Raw genomic sequence first — 17797 nt, 5'->3', positions numbered from 1 at the left:
CCATGGTTTTGCAGCTACACCGATTGTCCGGAAACGGGTGTACAGAGCTCTTTTAGGCCACAAACGCCTTGGTAGGTATGCGTAACCTCTACCCTAAGCGAAGGGTCTGGGGCATCTATCCTAAAGGATAGCACCAATTTTTCTTTATCCACAAACAGCCTGCCGCGATCCAAAGGTCGGGGCAGGGACAACATTTCAATATTATGGAACTCCTTGGTACCAGGAATGTGGAATTGAAAGGAAAAACTAAACACCAGATTATCCAGTACCGTTATTTCGGCCAGGCCCGTTTGTGGCAATTTCTGGAGGATGATACAGCTCTGGGGGCGTTGCACCCGGTTAAGGAACTGCCCGTTTTGGTGGTTGCGGATAGTAAGGGTTGCAAAAGTGATTTGCAAGGGGGCAGGGGAAGTTTGGTGGAGGTGGTTGGTAAATGTGGATGAAATGGGACGTGTTGGCATAGTAGATTGTTGGATTCTTTTCATTCAAAAATAATAAAAAGGTTGTAAATAACCTGTTGAATACAATTCGTTGAATAAAACTTCTTGTATGCATTTTTGAAATATGTCAAAGCGCGAACGAAAAAAGGAAATCCCCGCCTTTTGTATTGAATTCGGGAAACACCTCAGAGCATTAAGGGTTGAAAATGATTTGAGTATTGAAGAAATTGCTTTCAAAGCTGGAATAGACGCTCAGAACTTACGGAAATATGAGTTGGGCAAGCAAGAGATGAAAATTTCTATGCTCAAGAGAATTGCTGATGCTTTTGGAATAACTACTTCGGAGTTGTTGTCTTTTGATGATTGATTGACATAAGGCACATTCGATACTATTGACTTAACAATGCTGCCATATGATGGACAACGACGACCAAAATGTTGATTTTTTGAAGGACCTAGCCGGTCGGATTAAGGGGTTGAGAGAAACCCGAAATCTTACCCAAGAAGATGCCTACAATGACACTGGAATCCATTTTGGACGCATAGAAACTGGCAAATGGGACCCGAAATTCAGTACAATCAAGAGAATTTCCACTTATTTTAATTTAAGCATCACTGAATTTTTTGCAGAAGGATTTGATGAATAGGGTACCATCGTCTTTTCACTAAAGTAAATAACAATATCAACTTTACTCTTAATTTGGGTGTGTAGAGGTGTATTTTACGTTTCTATAAACAAGTTAGCTGTAATTGAAAGAAAACCTACAAAATAAAAGTTTATAACTACAACGAAATCATAGCTAGATAGTTGTGTTCAATTTTGATGCGTTACCAAGATTTGGTACATTTGGTTTAAATATCATGAATAATGGGAAAAAACACATCAATATCACTCGGAGATCATTTTGAGGAATTCATAAAAGAAGAAGTAAAATCGGGAAGATATGGTTCGGTAAGTGAAGTTATTCGCTCAGCTTTAAGACTTTTGGAAAGAGAAGAAAAGAAAGAAAGAGAACTTATTAAAGCTCTCGAAATTGGAGAGCAAAGTGGATTTGTAGAAAATTTTGACCCAAAACAAAATCTGGAAGAATTACATCGCAAACACTTATGAGTAAAAACCAATATCGAATAAGTCATGAAGCGATTAAGGATTTAAACAACATTTGGGTTTACACTTTAAATAAATGGTCGAAAGAGCAAGCGGACAGATATTATGACTTAATAATTGCAGAAATTGAATTCATTGCCGATCACTTTATGAGTGGAAAATCAGCGGAACAAACTCGAAAAAATTATCGTGTTACTAAAATAAAATCACATCTTATTTTTTATCGAAAAGTGGAAAATGGTATGGTAGAGATTGTTAGAATTTTACACCAACGCATGGATACAAAAAAGCATTTCAAATAAAAAGCCCATCCAATGCGGACGGGCTTTTTGTAGTTGCCACTTCGTGGTACCTCCAGGAATCGAACCAGGGACACACGGATTTTCAGTCCGTTGCTCTACCAACTGAGCTAAGGTACCAAGCTTTATTAAGCGGGTGCAAATATAATTTCAAAATTAGGATATACAAACAAAAACCCGAAAAAAAGGTCCTGATTTTTTCCAATTCCCGATCTTTGCTATATGAATTTGGTTATCGACATAGGTAATACCCTGATCAAATATGCTGTTTTTGAGAATAGAAGGATAATCTACGACCATAGCTTTGAATCTGGCCTGTTCCTGTCAAAAATTAAAGAGCTGTTCGAGAAATATCCGCAGATCAACAACGCCATACTGTCATCTGTAGGCAAATTGGACCGAAAGGAAAGGGATGTCGTGGCCCTTTTTTGCAAGGTACACGTGCTCACAAGTGAGTCCAAAGTCCCTTTTAAAAACAGTTATGCCACTCCAAACACCTTGGGGGTGGACAGGTTGGCCTTGGCCACAGCTGCATTTTACCAAAATCCGCGCGGAAATACCTTGGTAATAGATGCCGGCACCTGTATAACCTACGATATGGTAAACAATGCGGGAGAATATGTAGGCGGAGCCATATCGCCGGGCATTAGGATGAGGTACAATGCCATGCACAACCAAACGGCAGGACTTCCTTTGCTTGGCCCAGGTGAACTGTTGGACTTTATTGGCAACTCTACGGAATCGTGCATGCACAGTGGTGTAATTAACGGTGTGGCGCAAGAAGTAGACGGGGTAATTGGCCAATATCAATCTCGTTTTCAAGATTTAACAGTTATTTTAACAGGCGGAGACTCCCATTTTTTTGCCAAAAGGCTAAAAAACACCATATTTGCGAACTCCAAATTTCTCTTGGAGGGGCTAAATTGCCTGCTGGAATACAATACAAACTGAATGATTAAAAAAATTCTGATCGCTTTTTTCTGCGTGACTGCCCATGGCTTGTTCGCACAAAATGGAACTATTTCGCCATATTCTTATTTCGGAATTGGCGACCATCGGGACAACGGGTCCGTGGACAACCAAATGATGGGCGGCATAAGTATGTATGGTGACAGTATCCATGTAAACCTATCCAATCCTGCGGCGTACTCCAAGCTTAGGCTAACCGCATACACAGCGGGATTGTCCCATAAAGAATACCGACTAAAGAACTGGACGGAAGAGCAAAATACATCGGTGACCAACCTGGATTACCTTTCCATTGGTTTTCCTTTGGCAAGAAATGTAGGTTTCGGTTTTGGTTTAATGCCTTATTCATCTGTTGGCTACAGTTTAAATTCCTCCTCCGAAAACAGTCAAGATCAGGAAGTGGTCAATTTTTTTACGGGAGAAGGAGGGCTTAACCGATTGTATGCCTCCATTGGGTTTGAGCCCATCAAAAATCTTAGTTTGGGTGTTACCGCCAACTTCAATTTTGGAACTTTGGAATACGAAAGAATCCAGAGTGTAGAAGGAGTGCAGTTCGGAACCTTGGACAATCGTGAATCTAAAATAAACGGTTACGATTTTAAATATGCCCTAAACTATACACCTACAATAAAAGATAAGTACACACTTTACACCTCGGTTTTGGTAAACACCCAAGGTAATCTGGTGTCAAAAAACACACAAACGCTTGGATCCTTTTCGCTTTCAAGCGGAAGCAATATAGAGGTAGTGGATGTAAACCTAGATGCCTCCAACCTTCGGAACACCGAATTAAAGATACCTACGCGAACAACGGTTGGCCTTGGTTTTGGGGAGGACAAAAAATGGTTTTTGGGAGCGGAGTACAGTTTTCAACAGATGAGTGATTTCGACAATACTTTCCTGGGTTTGGACAACGTAACATATAACGATGCCAGCACCTACGCATTTGGAGGATATTGGGTGCCCGATTACCGTTCGCTTTCAGGTTACTTTAAGCGGGTCACCTATAGAGCTGGATTACGGTATGATGTAAGTGGTATGACGGTGAACAACAAAGAAATAAACAACTTTGGCATAACTTTTGGACTAGGATTACCCGTAGGAGCAAACTTTTCCAATCTTAATGTAGGTTTTGAATTGGGAAGACGTGGAACTACCGATCAAAACTTAATTGAAGAAAGTTATTTTAAAATCAATGTAGGCTTATCGTTAAACGATAGATGGTTTCAGCAGAGAAAAATAAATTGATAAGCCATTTTTTTAAAAATTTGATAAATAACCACCCATAGAAGGTCCTGTAAGAGGATTTTTTAATGAAAATTTGTACTTTAACACCTTTAAAACTAGTAAGATGAAAAAGAGACACTACTTAACAATGATAATGGTCACCATGTTGACGGGATTAAGTATGGCACAAGCACAGAACCCCGAGTGCATGACCAATCTATCTATTTATGCAGAACACGTAAAGGTTAAAAATTATGATGCTGCTTACGAACCATGGAAAATGGTTTACGAAAGCTGTCCGGATATCAACAAGGCCAATTTCTCCTATGGAGAAAGAATTCTGAAGGCCAAAGTTGAGAGTTCAACAGGAGCCGAAAAAGATGGCTATATTCAAGATTTGTTGGACCTGTACGATAATAGCCTAAAATATTTCCCAACAAAATACAGTAAAGCCGGTGTAGCGATAGACAAGGCACTTTTGATGTACGAAAACAAAATGGCTTCAGATGAAGAGTTGTTCAATATGTTGGACAAAGCCTTCCAGGAAGATCAAGCCAATTTCAAGAACCCAAGAGCTTTGTACCTATATTTCTCTAGCCTTGTAGATTTGCACGGTGCCGGTAAAAAAGACCTTCAGGATGTATTCAATACTTACGATGATGTTACTGGAAAAATAGAAGAGGAAAACAAACAGTTGACCGATGTGGTAACCAAACTTCTTCCAAAAGATTCTTTGGGTACATTGACATCTAAGGAAAAAAGAGCGCTTAGAGTAGCAACAGTTAATTCCGAGTCTTATGGTAAAGTTGCAAGCAGTGTAGATTCCAAATTGGGGGCACTTGCCGATTGTGATAATCTTATCCCGCTTTACGAAAAAAGCTTTGATGAAAAGAAAACCGATGTTAAGTGGGTAAAACGTGCCGTAGGAAGAATGTTCTCCAAAGAATGTACCGACGACCCCATGTTCAGAAAATTGTTCGAGGCCCAATTGGCTTTGGATCCATCCGCAGATGCATACATGTACGGTGGGGTGCTAAAACAAAAGTCTGGAGATATGAACGGAGCCCTTGCTGACTTTAACAAAGCAGTGGAGTTGGAAACAGATTCCTATAAAAAATCCGATATTCTATATAAAATTGCCACCACAGTAAGAAATAGTAGCAAATCACAAGCAAGAAGCTATGCACTTAAAGCAATAGATGCAAACCCGGCCAACGGTAAAGCCTATTTGTTGATTGCCAACCTTTATGCAACAAGTGCGAACGCCTGCGGTAGTACTCCGTTCGAAAAAAGAGCAATTTATTGGAAAGCTGCCGATATGGCCAGAAAAGCCGGTAGGGTAGACCCTGCTTTGAGCAGTCGTGCAAATCAAACTGCGGCCAGCTATGCTGCCAAGGCACCATCCAAAGAGATGATTTTCAGCTCAGGAAAAGCCGGTCAAAGCATTTCTTTTAGCTGTTGGGTAGGAGGTAGCGTTACCGTACCTAATCTATAAGGTGAAACAGAAATTACAACATATTTTAAAGAGCTTTGCCACGGTTTTTACCGTGGCAATCCTTTTTATGTCCTGTGGTGACGATTACGAAAGGGTGGGCGAGGAAGCCGTCAAACCTTTGTTTCCGCAAGGTGTGGCACAAAATTTTACTTTAACCTATACGGAGACGGTTGAGGCTATGAGCACCCAAGACTCTGCCAGTTCTAGGGTAGTGGCCGTGCTTAAAAGCCCATTGTCCGAGGATTTTGATAACCAAAGGTTTAAATTCCGTACCTTTCCAAAAGGACTTCAGGTTGATTTTTACGATGAAAAAAACCAAAAAAGTGTTATCGTGGCCGATTATGGTATTGTATATTCACAGACCAATTTGATAGATTTGCAAGGAAATGTGGTGATTGAGAGCCACGATGGCAAAAAACTGGAGACAGACCAGTTGTACTTTGACAGAAAGAACAATTGGATCTTTACTGAAGCCGCATTTAAATACACCAATCCTGAAGATGGAACCGTAATGGACGGTGAAGGAATGGATTTTAATAAGGATTTCACTTTTTTCAAGGCACATAAGACCTACGGATTAATGACGATTAAAGAAGAAGAATAGGATGATCAAAATTTTGCGATACACAGAATATCTATACTTGGCCGTAGCGGTCATTTCCATTTATAAGATTGTTGCACTTTGGAGCGTAAACCCAAAGGAGACCTACATATTTATCTTCTTTGCAGTGGTTTCCATTGCCATGTTCGTTTTCAGAAGAAGATATCGGAAACGCTTTGAACAACGAAAAAAGGATAATCAACAATAACATTGGACTCCTCCCTTATTATTATAGTTCTTTCCCTGCTGTTTTCGGCATTTTTCTCAGGAATGGAGATTGCCTTCGTTTCAGCCAATAAAATTCATATTGAAATAGAGAAAAAGCAAGAAGGTTTCTTGGCCAAGGTACTTACCCTGCTTACCGATAAACCCTCAAAATTTATTGCCACCATGCTTATAGGCAATAACATTGCACTGGTTGTATACGGGCTTTTTATGGGAGAAGTGCTTATGGATTGGTTCCAAAATTTGTTGCCGACAAATTATCAGTTCCTAAATGCTTTGTTGACGGATTTTAGTTTGCTTTCCCAAACGGTCATCTCAACCTTGTTGATTCTTGTGACAGCAGAATTTTTGCCCAAAGTTTTTTTTCAGATATATTCCAATGCACTGATTAAGATTTTAGCAATACCTGCCTATTTCTTTTACCTCTTGTTCTCCATCATATCTTGGTTTGTGATCAAAGTATCCGATTTTATCCTGAAGGTATTTTTTAAGACCGAAGGTGATGAGGTGCAACTATCCTTCACTAAACTGGAATTGGGAGATTATATCAACGAGCAAATGGAAACCGTTGAGGAAGAAGACGATGTGGATTCCGAGATTCAGATTTTCCAGAATGCCTTGGAATTTTCAACTGTAAAAGCGAGAGAAGTAATGGTGCCCCGTACCGAGATTACCGCGGTAGAAATCAGCGAGACACCAAAAAACCTTGCCAAACTATTCTCTGAAACAGGTTATTCAAAAATTCTGATCTATAAAGACAGCATTGACGAAATAATCGGTTATGTTCACTCCTACGAGCTGTTCAAAAAGCCCAAGACCATCAAAAGTATTCTTCTTCCAGTGGAATTTGTTCCTGAGACCATGCTCATTCAGGACATATTGAATGTGCTTACCAAAAAACGCAAAAGTATGGCGGTGGTTTTGGACGAATATGGAGGAACATCGGGTATTTTAACGGTCGAGGACATTATCGAGGAGCTTTTTGGGGAGATTGAAGATGAACACGATTCCACCGATCTTTACGAAGAACAAATAGGTGAGACCGAGTATAAATTTTCGGCCCGTATGGAGGTGGATTACATTAACGAAAACTATAAATTGGAGCTGCCCGAAGGAGAAGAATATGAAACTTTGGGAGGATTGATCGTAAATAAGACTGGTGAAATTCCCGAACAGGATTCTGAAGTGACCATCGGCAACTTCACCTTCAAAATTTTGGAGGTATCTACCACCAAAATAGATCTGGTAAGTGTGCGCGTTCATACTGAAGATTAATAATTTCCGTTCCTTTTTTAGCTTTCCTATTTGAAAAGAAAGTGGTATTTTCGCCCACTGAATTTAAAGAAAACAAGCAGTAAAATGGCAATATTAGAGAATATTAGAAAACGGACAACAGTTCTTATTCTGATTATTGGTTTGGCGTTGTTCGCATTTGTAATATCGGGAGTATTCAGTAGCGACAATTTTTCTGGTGGAAAAGTAGGCTCCACGGTTGCAGAGGTAAATGGAGAAAATATTCCCATCGATGAGTTCAGAGCTCAGGTAGAAACCGCTTCCAGAAGATATGGTCCCAATGTTACTTCAACCCAGTTGGTGAACATGATTTATGACCAAGAGGTAAGAAAGACCATTTTGAACCAACAGTTCGAAGAATTGGGGATTGATGTGGAAAGCGACCAGATCATTGAATTTGTGAGAACTTCGGGTTACGCCCAAATTCCAGATTTTCAAGACGAAAACGGAGTATTTAACGAACAAGTCTTTAAAAGTGCCATTGCCGATTGGAAAGCAAACGACCCTTTGCGTTATGATGCCTGGTTGCAAGACGAGGAATCCATAATACAAGCGGCCAAGGAACGTATGTACTTCAACTTGGTAAAAGGAGGGGTTACTGCTACACTTGCCGAAGGAGAGATGAACTATGATATGGCCAACGATAAAGTGGATTTGCAATACGTTCGTATTCCTTACACTTCCATTGCTGATAGTACAATCGAAATTTCCAAAAGTGATATCCAATCCTATATCAACGACCACAAAGCAATGTTCGAGCAAGATAAGGCACGTGATATCCGATTTGTGTATTTTGAAGAAAAACCATCTGCAGAAGATGAAAATAATGTAAAAGAAGAGATTACCGCTTTGCTTGATAATTCTGTGGAATATTCAGAGGCAACGGATACCAACGATACCATACTTGGTTTTAGAAATACCAATGATATGGCCGCGTTTCTGGACAGACATTCCGATGCCAAATTCGATACCATTTACAAAGCTAAAAAGGACCTTCCATCTGTAGTGGCCGATACATTGATGGCGATGAGTGTTGGAGAAGTATACGGACCATACAAGGATGGGGATTTTTACAAAGTATCCAAGGTAATGGACAGAAAAGAAAATGGAACCGTAAAAGCAAGCCATATTCTTATAACATGGGAAGGAGCCGAGCGCGCGAACCCATCCATTACAAGAACCAAAGAAGAAGCAGAGGCCGAAGCAAAAAGATTATTGGCAGAGGCCAGAAAGGAAGACGCTGTATTTACTGCTTTGGCGAGAGACAACTCAGATGGCCCTTCTGCGCCACGTGGAGGAGATCTAGGGTATTTCCAAGAAGGAGTAATGGCAGATGAGTTCAACGATTTCTGCTTTGGAAATCCAACAGGAACCATAGGTTTGGTCGAAACACAATTCGGATACCATATCATTAAGGTGGATGACAAACAAGATGTGGTTCAAGTAGCTACTTTGGCAAGAGAAATTGAACCGTCAGAAGCGACCATCAACACTTTGTTTACCGATGCGACCAAGTACGAAATGGCCGTTATGGATGCAGAACCGGAAAACTTTGGCGATATTGCTAAAGAGAGCAGCTATACAGTTCGTCCAGTAAACAAAATCAAGGAAATGGAAGAGAACCTTCCAGGTCTTGGTTCACAGCGAAGCATTGTACAATGGGCCTTTAACGAGGATACCAGTGTAGGGGATATTAAACGATTTAATGTAAACAACGGTTATGCCGTGGTACAGTTGACCAAAATGTACAAAAAAGGACTTATGGCCCCCGAGGATGCCTCAGCAACAGCATTGCCAGCTATTAGAAAAGAACTAAAGGCAAAACAAATCATAGCAGCAAACAAAGGAAAAACCATGGATGCCATTGCTTCGGACAACAATGTAAGCCAAAGTACAGCCTCTGCCGTAACATTGTCGTCACCAACCTTGCCTGGAGCTGGTAGGGAGCCTTTAGTGGTCGGAACAGCGTTTGCCATGGATAAAGACCAGACTTCCGATTTGATTGAAGGAAACACAGGAGTGTACATGATCAAGGTTACCAACAAAACTGAAGCTCCAGATGTAGAAAACTACAGCACATATGCCCAAAACCTACAGACAAGTGCAGCCGCAAGGGTCAATGGTGCCGTTTACAACGCTTTAAAGGATAAAGCTGAGATTGAAGATAAAAGAGCTACGTTCTACTAGGATTTAGCGATATGAGATAATAAAAAACGCCTCCCGAACGGGAGGCGTTTTTTGTTGATTACATTATTATTTGCTTTCAGCTTCATCCCATTTCATCTTATAGCAGATATGGGTGATTTTTCCTTTGGAATCAACTGTAATTTCAAAACCTTGTTTGGTGCGGAAGTAGGCATCACGGAGAAAATACCATTTGCCATTTTTGAAAAAGAACTCTCTTTTATCGGGTTTCCATTCTGCAATAGGGTAGATGTAATCCAAAAGTGTTTGGAAATGCAGCGCAGATTCTTTGTTAAGGATAAAATCTTCTCGAATATAGCTTGTGAGCTCAGGTAGGTCGGTATTGGTTTTAATACGTTCAAAAGGTTTTACTTGATTTCCATTGTCTATTACAATAAACTCATTGACCTGCTTTTCCTTTTCACCATAAATATTTTTGGTCTCTTGAGTGATGTAGAACACATTATATTTCAGGATATTTTTAACCGCCTCTGAAGTAATTTCGGTATAATTGGTTTTACAACTTTCATTTAAAAAATTGTCTAACCTAAGGGTTGCTTTTATATCATCTTGGCAGAATGAAGAAGAGACAGATAGAAGAAAAATCGCAACCAAGAACTTGCTAACTATGTTTTTACAAATTCGGGACATCTTTCCTTAAGTTTGATGAATATGTTCAAACTTAAAGGCTATGGATGGATTTTTTGGGTCCCAATTGACGGATGGCCAGTTTGGATGGATGGATGCCCTTTAAAGAGTGATAAATAGATATGTGAAACGAAAGAGGAGCTTAATATTAAGCCCCTCTTCATTAATTTATCAATTATTTTACTGTCTTATATACGTGGCGGTATATTCACCATTTTCAAAAAAATCATCATTGAGTTTAAGTTCCAAGATACCGTTTTCTTGGTCCCAAGTGCCTCCTGTAATACAACCGATGCCATAATCAGGACAAAAAGCTAGGTTACTTGTTGGCAACACTTCGCCGCAAACTACAGATATGGTACCATCGTTCACCAAAGCAGTGTTGCTGGTACAATATTGCAGTAACCCTCCATCAGCTGTTTCTAAATACCAATTTCCATCAGGTGTTTGAGATATGTTAATTGTTGGAATGGTACCAGTGGACCCAGCTCCACAAACGGAGTTGCTAACCGTGTACGCACCAGATAAATCGGCAAAACAATTTACTGTCAAATTAAAACTTTGATTAGAATATTGGTAAATATCGCCATCATTTTGATGAACTTTAACAGTAAAGGTAAATACGTCTCCTATCCTTAATTCTTCGGCAGAAACTCCTGTTTCTTCTATAAATTCATTTAATGATGTTAAACTGAAAGTAAATGGAACCGATTCAAATGAGCCCACACTTATTTCAGCTCCGCCATTAAATCGCTTGACAATTTCGAACTTGGATATATCTGTTTCAATACCAGAAACTTTCTCCACGTTCATTTCAATAGTATTTACACTAAAGTCTACTATGGAGTTTTCCAAATTCTCAGGGGTTAATGGAATTCCTTGTACGCTTCCCGATCCACTAATGTCTATAATAACACCAGCAGTATCTCTTTCTTGTAATACTTGAGCTTCTTCTTCTGAGTCACACCCAGATAATATACTAACAAGTATAAGAGCTAACCATAAAAGTTTTATACGTTTCATAATATTTTGTCTTTAAGTTTAAATGATTAGTTTACATCCCACCAAACCTTGGTGGTAAGGGCATCGCTTCCTTGATCTGCAACTGCTTCGCTGACATTGGATCCGTTCAACGCTACTTCATCGTTAGTGTAAGTGTATCTCGTAGGAATACTGTTTACGCCTGGTTGAGGATCTACCGCCAAAGTTAGGTTTGAAGGAATGTCAGATCTTCTCCATTCGGCCCATGTCTCATATCCTTGTAAAAAAGTTCCCACCCATAATTGTTCAGCAATTGATTGATACCCATTGTATGCGGGAGTATAACTTGCTGGATCTAAACCATTTTGTTCCAATGAAGCGGCAACTCCAGCATTAAAATACGCTTCTGGATCACCACCCATACCATGTACTTCTGCAACTTCAGCAAGTAAAAGGTTTACTTGAGCAGCAGTGATGAAGTACAAAGGTGCATCCGCAGCCATGAATGCATCACCGATTTCTGAAACCGTTCCAGCTCCATAACCATTTAGTCCGGGATTTATATACCCTGCCGGTTTACCTCTATATTCATTGGCATCATTTGGATTGGCATATACTGCCAAACGAGGGTCATTTTCTGCCAACATAAAATCAACCAAAGCCTCTCCCATGCACCATTCTGCTTCGCGCCCATTTAAGACTGTACCATAATGTGGATTTATGTTGGGTGCTGTTATACTGGAAAATTGGATAAAGGCATTGTCGGACGAATTGGTAATCAAATCCCCGGAGTCTATTAAAGATTGTAATTCGGCTGTACTGAAAAGAGATGTTTCAGAGACCCTCATTAAGGCTCTGAATTTAACTGAAGTTGCAAATTTCACCCACTTAGATACATCTCCTCCATAAATTAAATCCTGATCAGAGTTGATAGCCCCTTCACCAGATTTAAATTTGGCAATAGCCTCATCCAGTAGTTCAAATATTTGGGTGTAAACCTCTTGTTGGGTATCATATTTAGGATTGTAATTTCCATTGGTTGCTAAATTCGCTTCACTAGCCGGAATATTACCGAATGCATCAGTCAGGGTTTGAAGTGCAATGGCTTTTAGGGTCAAGGCGGTACCTTGAACCGCTTGGTTGTTTGCTTCTTCTGCCAAAAGGTACATTTCATCTGCTTCGGAAATTACATTCAAGTAGAGTGTGTTCCAAAAAGTGTTAATGGCCCCTAGTCTTGGAAAATATCTATCGGCATCATTATATATGGGTTTGGAAATATGCTGAGGCCAAGTTGAAGCGCATTCGCCAGCGGTAAAAATATCATAAAGTTCATTGATAAGAGCTCTCTCTATGAAGCCCAGTTGTAAATCTACCGAAATCACAGTGGGCTCGTCTGGATCTGTATTGATTTCCTCGAAATCTCTATCACAACCTATAAGAGCTAACCCAAGACTTAGGGTGAAAAGAAAAGCGAAAGAATTATATATATTTTTCATGGTCTTTTTAAATTAGAATTTTACATTAAGAGTCATACCAATGGTACGTGCAGAAGGGGTTTGAGCATACTCCAAACCTTGTTGTCCCACATTTACACCAAATGCTGTTTCTGGATCAATATGTGGTGCTTTTCTGTATAATAATGCTAAGTTTCTTGCGGTCACTCCAATGTCTATAGATTGTACCGCCATATTTTTGAACAGTCTGGAAGGAAGTGCATAACTTAAGGACAATTCTCTCCATTTTACGAAAGAAGCATCGAAAACAGAAGATTCTGCAATATTCTGACTGAAAGCGGTACTGTAGTAGTTTTGGGCATTTACTACCACATTGTTGGGTACATAGTTGCCATTTCCGTCTTCCATACTACCTTGTCCTATAACACCAGTCTCTCTACCTACAAGGGTTTCTTCCAAAACACCGGAAAGCATCCCCCATGTATTGGTTTGTGAGTAAACTTCACCACCATACTTCATATCAAAAAGAGTACGCAGTCTAAAGCCTTTAAAGGAAGCGTTTATTCCTAGACCCCCAACCCAATCGGGCTGTGAATTTCCTAATACTTTGGAGTCTCCTTGAACTGGTAGACCATCACTATATAAAATATCTCCATTGGGTGCTCTTTCGAATGAGGGCCCGTAAATGGTACCAATGGGTTTGTCATTTCTTGCTTGGGTATAGACATTCCAAATATTTCCATAGTCTAGATTTATAACGCCCTCACCCTCAATATCGGTTACCAAGTTGTCGTTTTTAGCGTAGTTTATGTCTATACCTAAATTAAAGCCATCATTGGAATTCTGTATTATGTCTGCGCCGAAAACTACTTCTATACCTTTATTTGTAATTGTCGCTGCATTTTTCCATACGCTTGAATATCCTGATGAACTGGAAATAGACAAGGGCATGATGACATCTTCATTTTTCTTGTCATAATAGGTAACATCCAACCGAAGTCTATTGTTGAAGAAACGTGCATCTATACCAGCTTCTATAGCTGTTTCTGTTTGAGCAGTAATGTTAGGATTCCATAGAGTGTTGGGCAGGAAGGCTGTTGGTGTTTGACCATTTAGCGGGTTTGCCGATAAGCCATAAGTAGGGCTTACGCTGTATGGGTTCAGAGGGCCCGCACTTCCAGTTTGTGCCCATGATCCCCTTAGTTTCAAGAAAGATATACCGGAAGGGTTAAAGTTACCCATGCTATGCACCAAGGCACTCAAGGATGCCGAAGGATAAAAAATACTGTTGTTTTTAATGGGTAGAACACTGGCCCAATCGTTACGTCCAGTAAAGCTTAAAAATAAATAATCGTTATAGCTTATGTCTGTTGTGCCAAAAACACTGTTTATTTTTTGGACTTCACTGTCGTCTATAAGTTCTGGTGGGGCGGCCGAATTCGAAAGATTGAATAATTTGTCAATCACCAGATTTTCAGCAGTACCTCTAAACAACCTGTAGTTGTTTAACATTACACTGCTTCCCAAACTCATTGATAGTTTGAGTTTTTCTTTTGTGTCAAGAGCAGTGTTATAGGATAACAACGCTTGACTATTTACCTCGTACCTGTTTCTTTCGGTTATTTGATAGTATCCATTTCTGAAGTCAACAGTACCAAACAAGCGTTGAGTTTCTCTTATATCATTGAACAAATCAATTCCCGTGGTCATATTAAGGGTTAGCCCTTCTGTAAAACGGTATGCGACTTTTGCTGTTCCAATCCATCTGTTTCTTTCCCAAGGGTGTAGATTGTTATCCAAGGCCCAAAATGGGTTGTTGTTATATCTCAAATTCCAGTTTAGAGGTGTTGGTCTATTGGGAACATTGGTCTCTATCATGGGCAGGTTTCTCCAATCCTTTAATTCCGACCAATCCACTTGACGTGCTCCCCAAACTAATTGCCCTATTTGATTGTCGACTTCCCCATAACCAACTGCATTACGGTTTTCAGAAGTGCTTTTGATATACCTAGCGCTAAAACCAGCAGACCATTTATCACTCAAGTCAAAGTCGACACTACCAGAAATATTATATTTTCTAAGATCAGTATTGTATATGATGCCAGTGCCATCTACTAAACCTAAAGACAACCTATAAGAGGCATTCTCGGAACCTCCTGAAAGAGATACGGTATTGTCGGTCATCATACCTGTTTCATAGAAATCGTCGATAACGCTGTCAGGATTGGAAACCCAAGGTTTAGGTTGTGGATTGTTGGGGTTTTCTATGATTGAGGCGTATTGGATAAATTCAAAACCTGAATCAAGTGCAGGTCCCCAACTTTCATCTGTACCACCATCACCGCCATTTGCTCCTTGATCATAACCGAAACCATCGACGAATTCAAAGTAAGAAGAACTGTGTCCCTGTCCATATTTGTTTTGGTAATCAGGGAAGATGTATGGTTTCGAAAATGTTACTGAACTATGAATACTTATACCTAATGCTTTTCCTTTTTTACCAGATTTAGTCGTGACCACTACTACGCCATTGGTACCCCTCATTCCATAAAGTGCTGTGGCAGCCCCTCCTTTTAACACATTGATGGTTTCAATATCTTGAGGATTAATGTCGGCGAGACCATTGGGAACGTCCGTGCCTGAGTTACCTCCCGTATAAGTGTTGTTGTCAATAACAGCTCCATCGACTACAATCAATGGTTGAGAGTTTCCAAAAATGGTGGAAATACCGCGAATGGTTATACGAGAGGAAGCACCGATGTCACCCGAAGATTGAGTGATGTTTACCCCAGAAACCTTACCACTTAGTGCATTGACCACATTGGTGGTAGGAACATCCGCTATCTTTTCGGTATCAAGTTGTTGCGAAGCATATCCAAGTGCTTTCTCCTCCCTAGCAATCCCCAACGCCGTAACAACCACCTCTTCCAAGGCCTGGGCATCTTCTTCCATTTGTACATTGATGGTGGAAGAAGCTCCTATGGTTCTTTCCACTGTTTTTTGACCAATGTAGCTAAAACGAAGCACCTGCCCCGTATTTGCCGTAATGGAATAATTTCCATCAAAATCTGTTTGTGTGCCATTAGTTGTGCCAACAACTATTATCGACACGCCTGGAAGAGGTAATCCGTCTTGGCCGGTAACGGTACCAGAAACATTCTTTTCTTGTGCGAGTGCTCCTGTAAAAACAGAGAGAAAAAACACTAGCATCATCCAATAATTTTTCATTATCATAAAAATTAATTTAGAGTTAGTTATTGCATCCAGGCAAGGGGAGGGTAAATCTTGTTTGTAGGCTAATTCAAAAAATCTTCCGAAACAATGAAAACTAAAAATTCGGTAAGAAGTAAGACTTAGAGCCTCCACCTTGTGGAATGCAGCACAAAAAAAATGAAAGTGATCGTGCAGATTGTAAGCGCTTATTAACCTTTACGCATTTGCCGAAGAAGATTAACATTAACAGTTGAAGGTTTTTAACCATTAAAATTCATCTGAGTCTCAGCCCCGAGTGTAGCGTACAGATATGGTCACGGTATACTGCAAAGGAATATCAATAGACTCCAGTATTGGTTTTTGTGGCGAAGGGGTCTTACCTGTCGGTCGCAGGTGGGCTTCCGATATCTGGTACGTCGACAAAGCTAGCTTCTGCGCTGAGGTAGTTCATTTGATTATGCAGCCTTTTGGATAAATTCTTTTGGGGTGATATGGGTTATCTTTTTAAAGGCTTTGTAAAATGAAACCCGATTGTTAAAGCCACATTGGTATGCGATATCCGAAATGGATTCGGATGAATTTTCAAAACCAGAGCATAGTTTATTTTTGGCTTCTTCAATTCTATAGGCATTTATAAAATCATAGAAGCTCATGTTAAAATTTTCATTGATGACTTGCGAGGCATGATGTCTTGATATGTTAAGTAGGTCCGCTATAGTGTCCAGCTTAATTTCGTGTTGTAGATAGAGCTTTTCAGTATCCATTAAATGTTCCAATTTGCTCTTCAATTCTAAAGAAAATGTCTCGGAAAGCCCTGTTTTTTCATATTTTACGTTTTTTTGGTCTTGAGAAATGTTGGACTGCTTTTGTCCTTTTAAAATATCTGGACACATAATGAGCAGATAGATTAGAATGCCATATAGAAGCAAAGGGATGAATAGGGCATATAAGAGTAAGTCGTTCAATTTGTAATCTGGTTGTATCCAACTATATAAGGATAAGACAGTGTTATAGGAGAATAAGAACAAAAAAAGTATCAATAGGTTGTTCTTATTAAAATAAATTCTCTTTTTAGATAGTAAAACAAATGACATTAGGAGTCCAGAAACAACAAAAAATAATAATACATTTTCCCAAAAAAGTGACATAATACCTTTCTTTTTGGGAAGATTTTTTAAGCTAGCCTAAGTCTTCTTTCTGCAAGGTGCGAAAAAAGAAAGATATATTGATGGTGTAATTGATGAATGCCCCATCTGGATTCATCAATGGGTAGTTTTCATGGATTGTGCTACATCTGATCAATCCTTAAATAATGCAATTGTATAATCAAGAAGACCGCCATCCCCATAATTTCCATGACCGGGAACAATGATGGAGGTATTGGGATATTTGGACTTTATTTTGGAAACTGTTTTGGGCCACTCCATAACATTGGCATCTTCCAAATTACCTTTTCCGGCACCAATGGATTTAATCAGGCAGCCACCAAACATAATCTTTTCACTAGGGAAGTGACACTATCCCAATAAGTGTGTAAGTTGAAAATAACGGGGGTTGGACTTTATTAGAGTCTGACCCTTTTTTCATAGATCGTTAGGAACTGGTTTAAAATGATGCCCCAGTTCCTGATGGGCATGGACCACTTCTTTGTGGCCTCCCT

At 39.7% G+C, this 17797-nt stretch carries 17 protein-coding genes, 1 tRNA gene and 1 pseudogene; 11 read left to right on the top strand and 8 right to left on the bottom strand.

From position 1 onward, the window contains the following. Nucleotides 1–14: 14 nt before the first annotated feature. The gene (locus GO009_RS03500) at nt 15–485 is read right to left on the bottom strand and encodes a hypothetical protein (RefSeq protein WP_163624834.1); all 471 of its coding nucleotides are present in this window, start codon (nt 483–485) and stop codon (nt 15–17) included. Nucleotides 486–564: 79 nt separating this feature from the next. Here GO009_RS03500 and GO009_RS03495 point away from each other — a divergent pair, with 79 nt between their 5' ends. From GO009_RS03495 to GO009_RS03480, 4 genes are all read left to right on the top strand, one after another. Beyond that, nucleotides 565–807, top strand: coding sequence for a helix-turn-helix domain-containing protein (locus GO009_RS03495; protein ID WP_163624833.1), 243 nt, complete (start codon nt 565–567; stop codon nt 805–807). Between the two features lie 46 nt (nt 808–853). Next, nucleotides 854–1087 carry a helix-turn-helix domain-containing protein gene (locus GO009_RS03490; RefSeq protein WP_239057375.1) on the top strand — a complete coding sequence of 78 codons (234 nt, stop codon included), beginning with the start codon at nt 854–856 and terminating at the stop codon, nt 1085–1087. Between the two features lie 221 nt (nt 1088–1308). Then, entirely contained in the window at nt 1309–1551 is a 243-nt protein-coding gene (locus tag GO009_RS03485) for a type II toxin-antitoxin system ParD family antitoxin (protein ID WP_163624832.1), read from the top strand. Then, a complete protein-coding gene (locus tag GO009_RS03480; protein WP_163624831.1) occupies nt 1548–1850 on the top strand; it encodes a type II toxin-antitoxin system RelE/ParE family toxin in 303 nt (100 codons plus the stop codon). Before GO009_RS03485 ends, GO009_RS03480 begins: the two co-directional genes overlap by 4 nt. 44 nt (nt 1851–1894) lie before the next feature. Here GO009_RS03480 and GO009_RS03475 read toward each other — a convergent pair. Next, nucleotides 1895–1967 (bottom strand) — tRNA-Phe (locus GO009_RS03475). Nucleotides 1968–2069: 102 nt separating this feature from the next. On the opposite strand from GO009_RS03475, the gene GO009_RS03470 reads away from it, so the two are divergent. The 7 genes from GO009_RS03470 (at nt 2070) to GO009_RS03440 (ending at nt 9844) form a co-directional block, all read left to right on the top strand. Then, nucleotides 2070–2798 (top strand): type III pantothenate kinase, encoded by a 729-nt coding sequence (locus GO009_RS03470; RefSeq protein WP_163624830.1) that lies wholly within the window; start codon nt 2070–2072, stop codon nt 2796–2798. Then, a complete protein-coding gene (locus GO009_RS03465) occupies nt 2799–4064 on the top strand; it encodes a hypothetical protein (RefSeq protein WP_163624829.1) in 1266 nt (421 codons plus the stop codon). It abuts the gene before it with no gap. A gap of 103 nt (nt 4065–4167) precedes the next feature. Next, the gene (locus GO009_RS03460; protein ID WP_163624828.1) at nt 4168–5538 is read left to right on the top strand and encodes a tetratricopeptide repeat protein; all 1371 of its coding nucleotides are present in this window, start codon (nt 4168–4170) and stop codon (nt 5536–5538) included. Nucleotide 5539: 1 nt separating this feature from the next. Beyond that, a complete protein-coding gene (lptC, locus tag GO009_RS03455) occupies nt 5540–6142 on the top strand; it encodes an LPS export ABC transporter periplasmic protein LptC (RefSeq protein WP_163624827.1) in 603 nt (200 codons plus the stop codon). Nucleotide 6143: 1 nt separating this feature from the next. Continuing rightward, entirely contained in the window at nt 6144–6347 is a 204-nt protein-coding gene (locus tag GO009_RS03450) for a hypothetical protein (RefSeq protein ID WP_163624826.1), read from the top strand. Nucleotides 6348–6349: 2 nt separating this feature from the next. Continuing rightward, on the top strand, nt 6350–7639 hold the full coding sequence (locus GO009_RS03445; protein ID WP_163624825.1) for a hemolysin family protein: 1290 nt from the start codon (nt 6350–6352) through the stop codon (nt 7637–7639). Between the two features lie 84 nt (nt 7640–7723). Further along, nucleotides 7724–9844: a SurA N-terminal domain-containing protein gene (locus GO009_RS03440; RefSeq protein ID WP_163624824.1), complete on the top strand. Its 2121-nt coding sequence runs from the start codon at nt 7724–7726 to the stop codon at nt 9842–9844. Between the two features lie 66 nt (nt 9845–9910). On the opposite strand, the gene GO009_RS03435 is transcribed toward GO009_RS03440, so the two are convergent. The 6 genes and pseudogenes from GO009_RS03435 to GO009_RS03410 all read right to left on the bottom strand — a co-directional run. Next, the gene (locus GO009_RS03435; RefSeq protein WP_163624823.1) at nt 9911–10492 is read right to left on the bottom strand and encodes a hypothetical protein; all 582 of its coding nucleotides are present in this window, start codon (nt 10490–10492) and stop codon (nt 9911–9913) included. 177 nt (nt 10493–10669) lie between these two features. Further along, nucleotides 10670–11512, bottom strand: coding sequence for a hypothetical protein (locus GO009_RS03430; protein WP_163624822.1), 843 nt, complete (start codon nt 11510–11512; stop codon nt 10670–10672). 26 nt (nt 11513–11538) lie between these two features. Continuing rightward, entirely contained in the window at nt 11539–12966 is a 1428-nt protein-coding gene (locus GO009_RS03425; protein ID WP_163624821.1) for a SusD/RagB family nutrient-binding outer membrane lipoprotein, read from the bottom strand. Nucleotides 12967–12978: 12 nt separating this feature from the next. After that, complete coding sequence (locus GO009_RS03420; protein ID WP_163624820.1) at nt 12979–16152, bottom strand: SusC/RagA family TonB-linked outer membrane protein; 3174 nt, start codon at nt 16150–16152, stop codon at nt 12979–12981. A gap of 440 nt (nt 16153–16592) precedes the next feature. Then, a complete protein-coding gene (locus GO009_RS03415) occupies nt 16593–17102 on the bottom strand; it encodes an AraC family transcriptional regulator (protein ID WP_163624819.1) in 510 nt (169 codons plus the stop codon). 333 nt (nt 17103–17435) lie between these two features. Further along, nucleotides 17436–17663, bottom strand: a pseudogene (locus GO009_RS03410) (subclass B1 metallo-beta-lactamase); the annotation flags it as partial. Nucleotides 17664–17797: the final 134 nt, after the last annotated feature.

Source organism: Allomuricauda sp. TY007 (assembly GCF_010468565.1).
Taxonomy (GTDB): Bacteria; Bacteroidota; Bacteroidia; order Flavobacteriales; family Flavobacteriaceae; genus Flagellimonas.
Note: the sequence above shows the minus strand (reverse complement) of the source record. Positions and strands in the feature narration are given on the sequence as shown.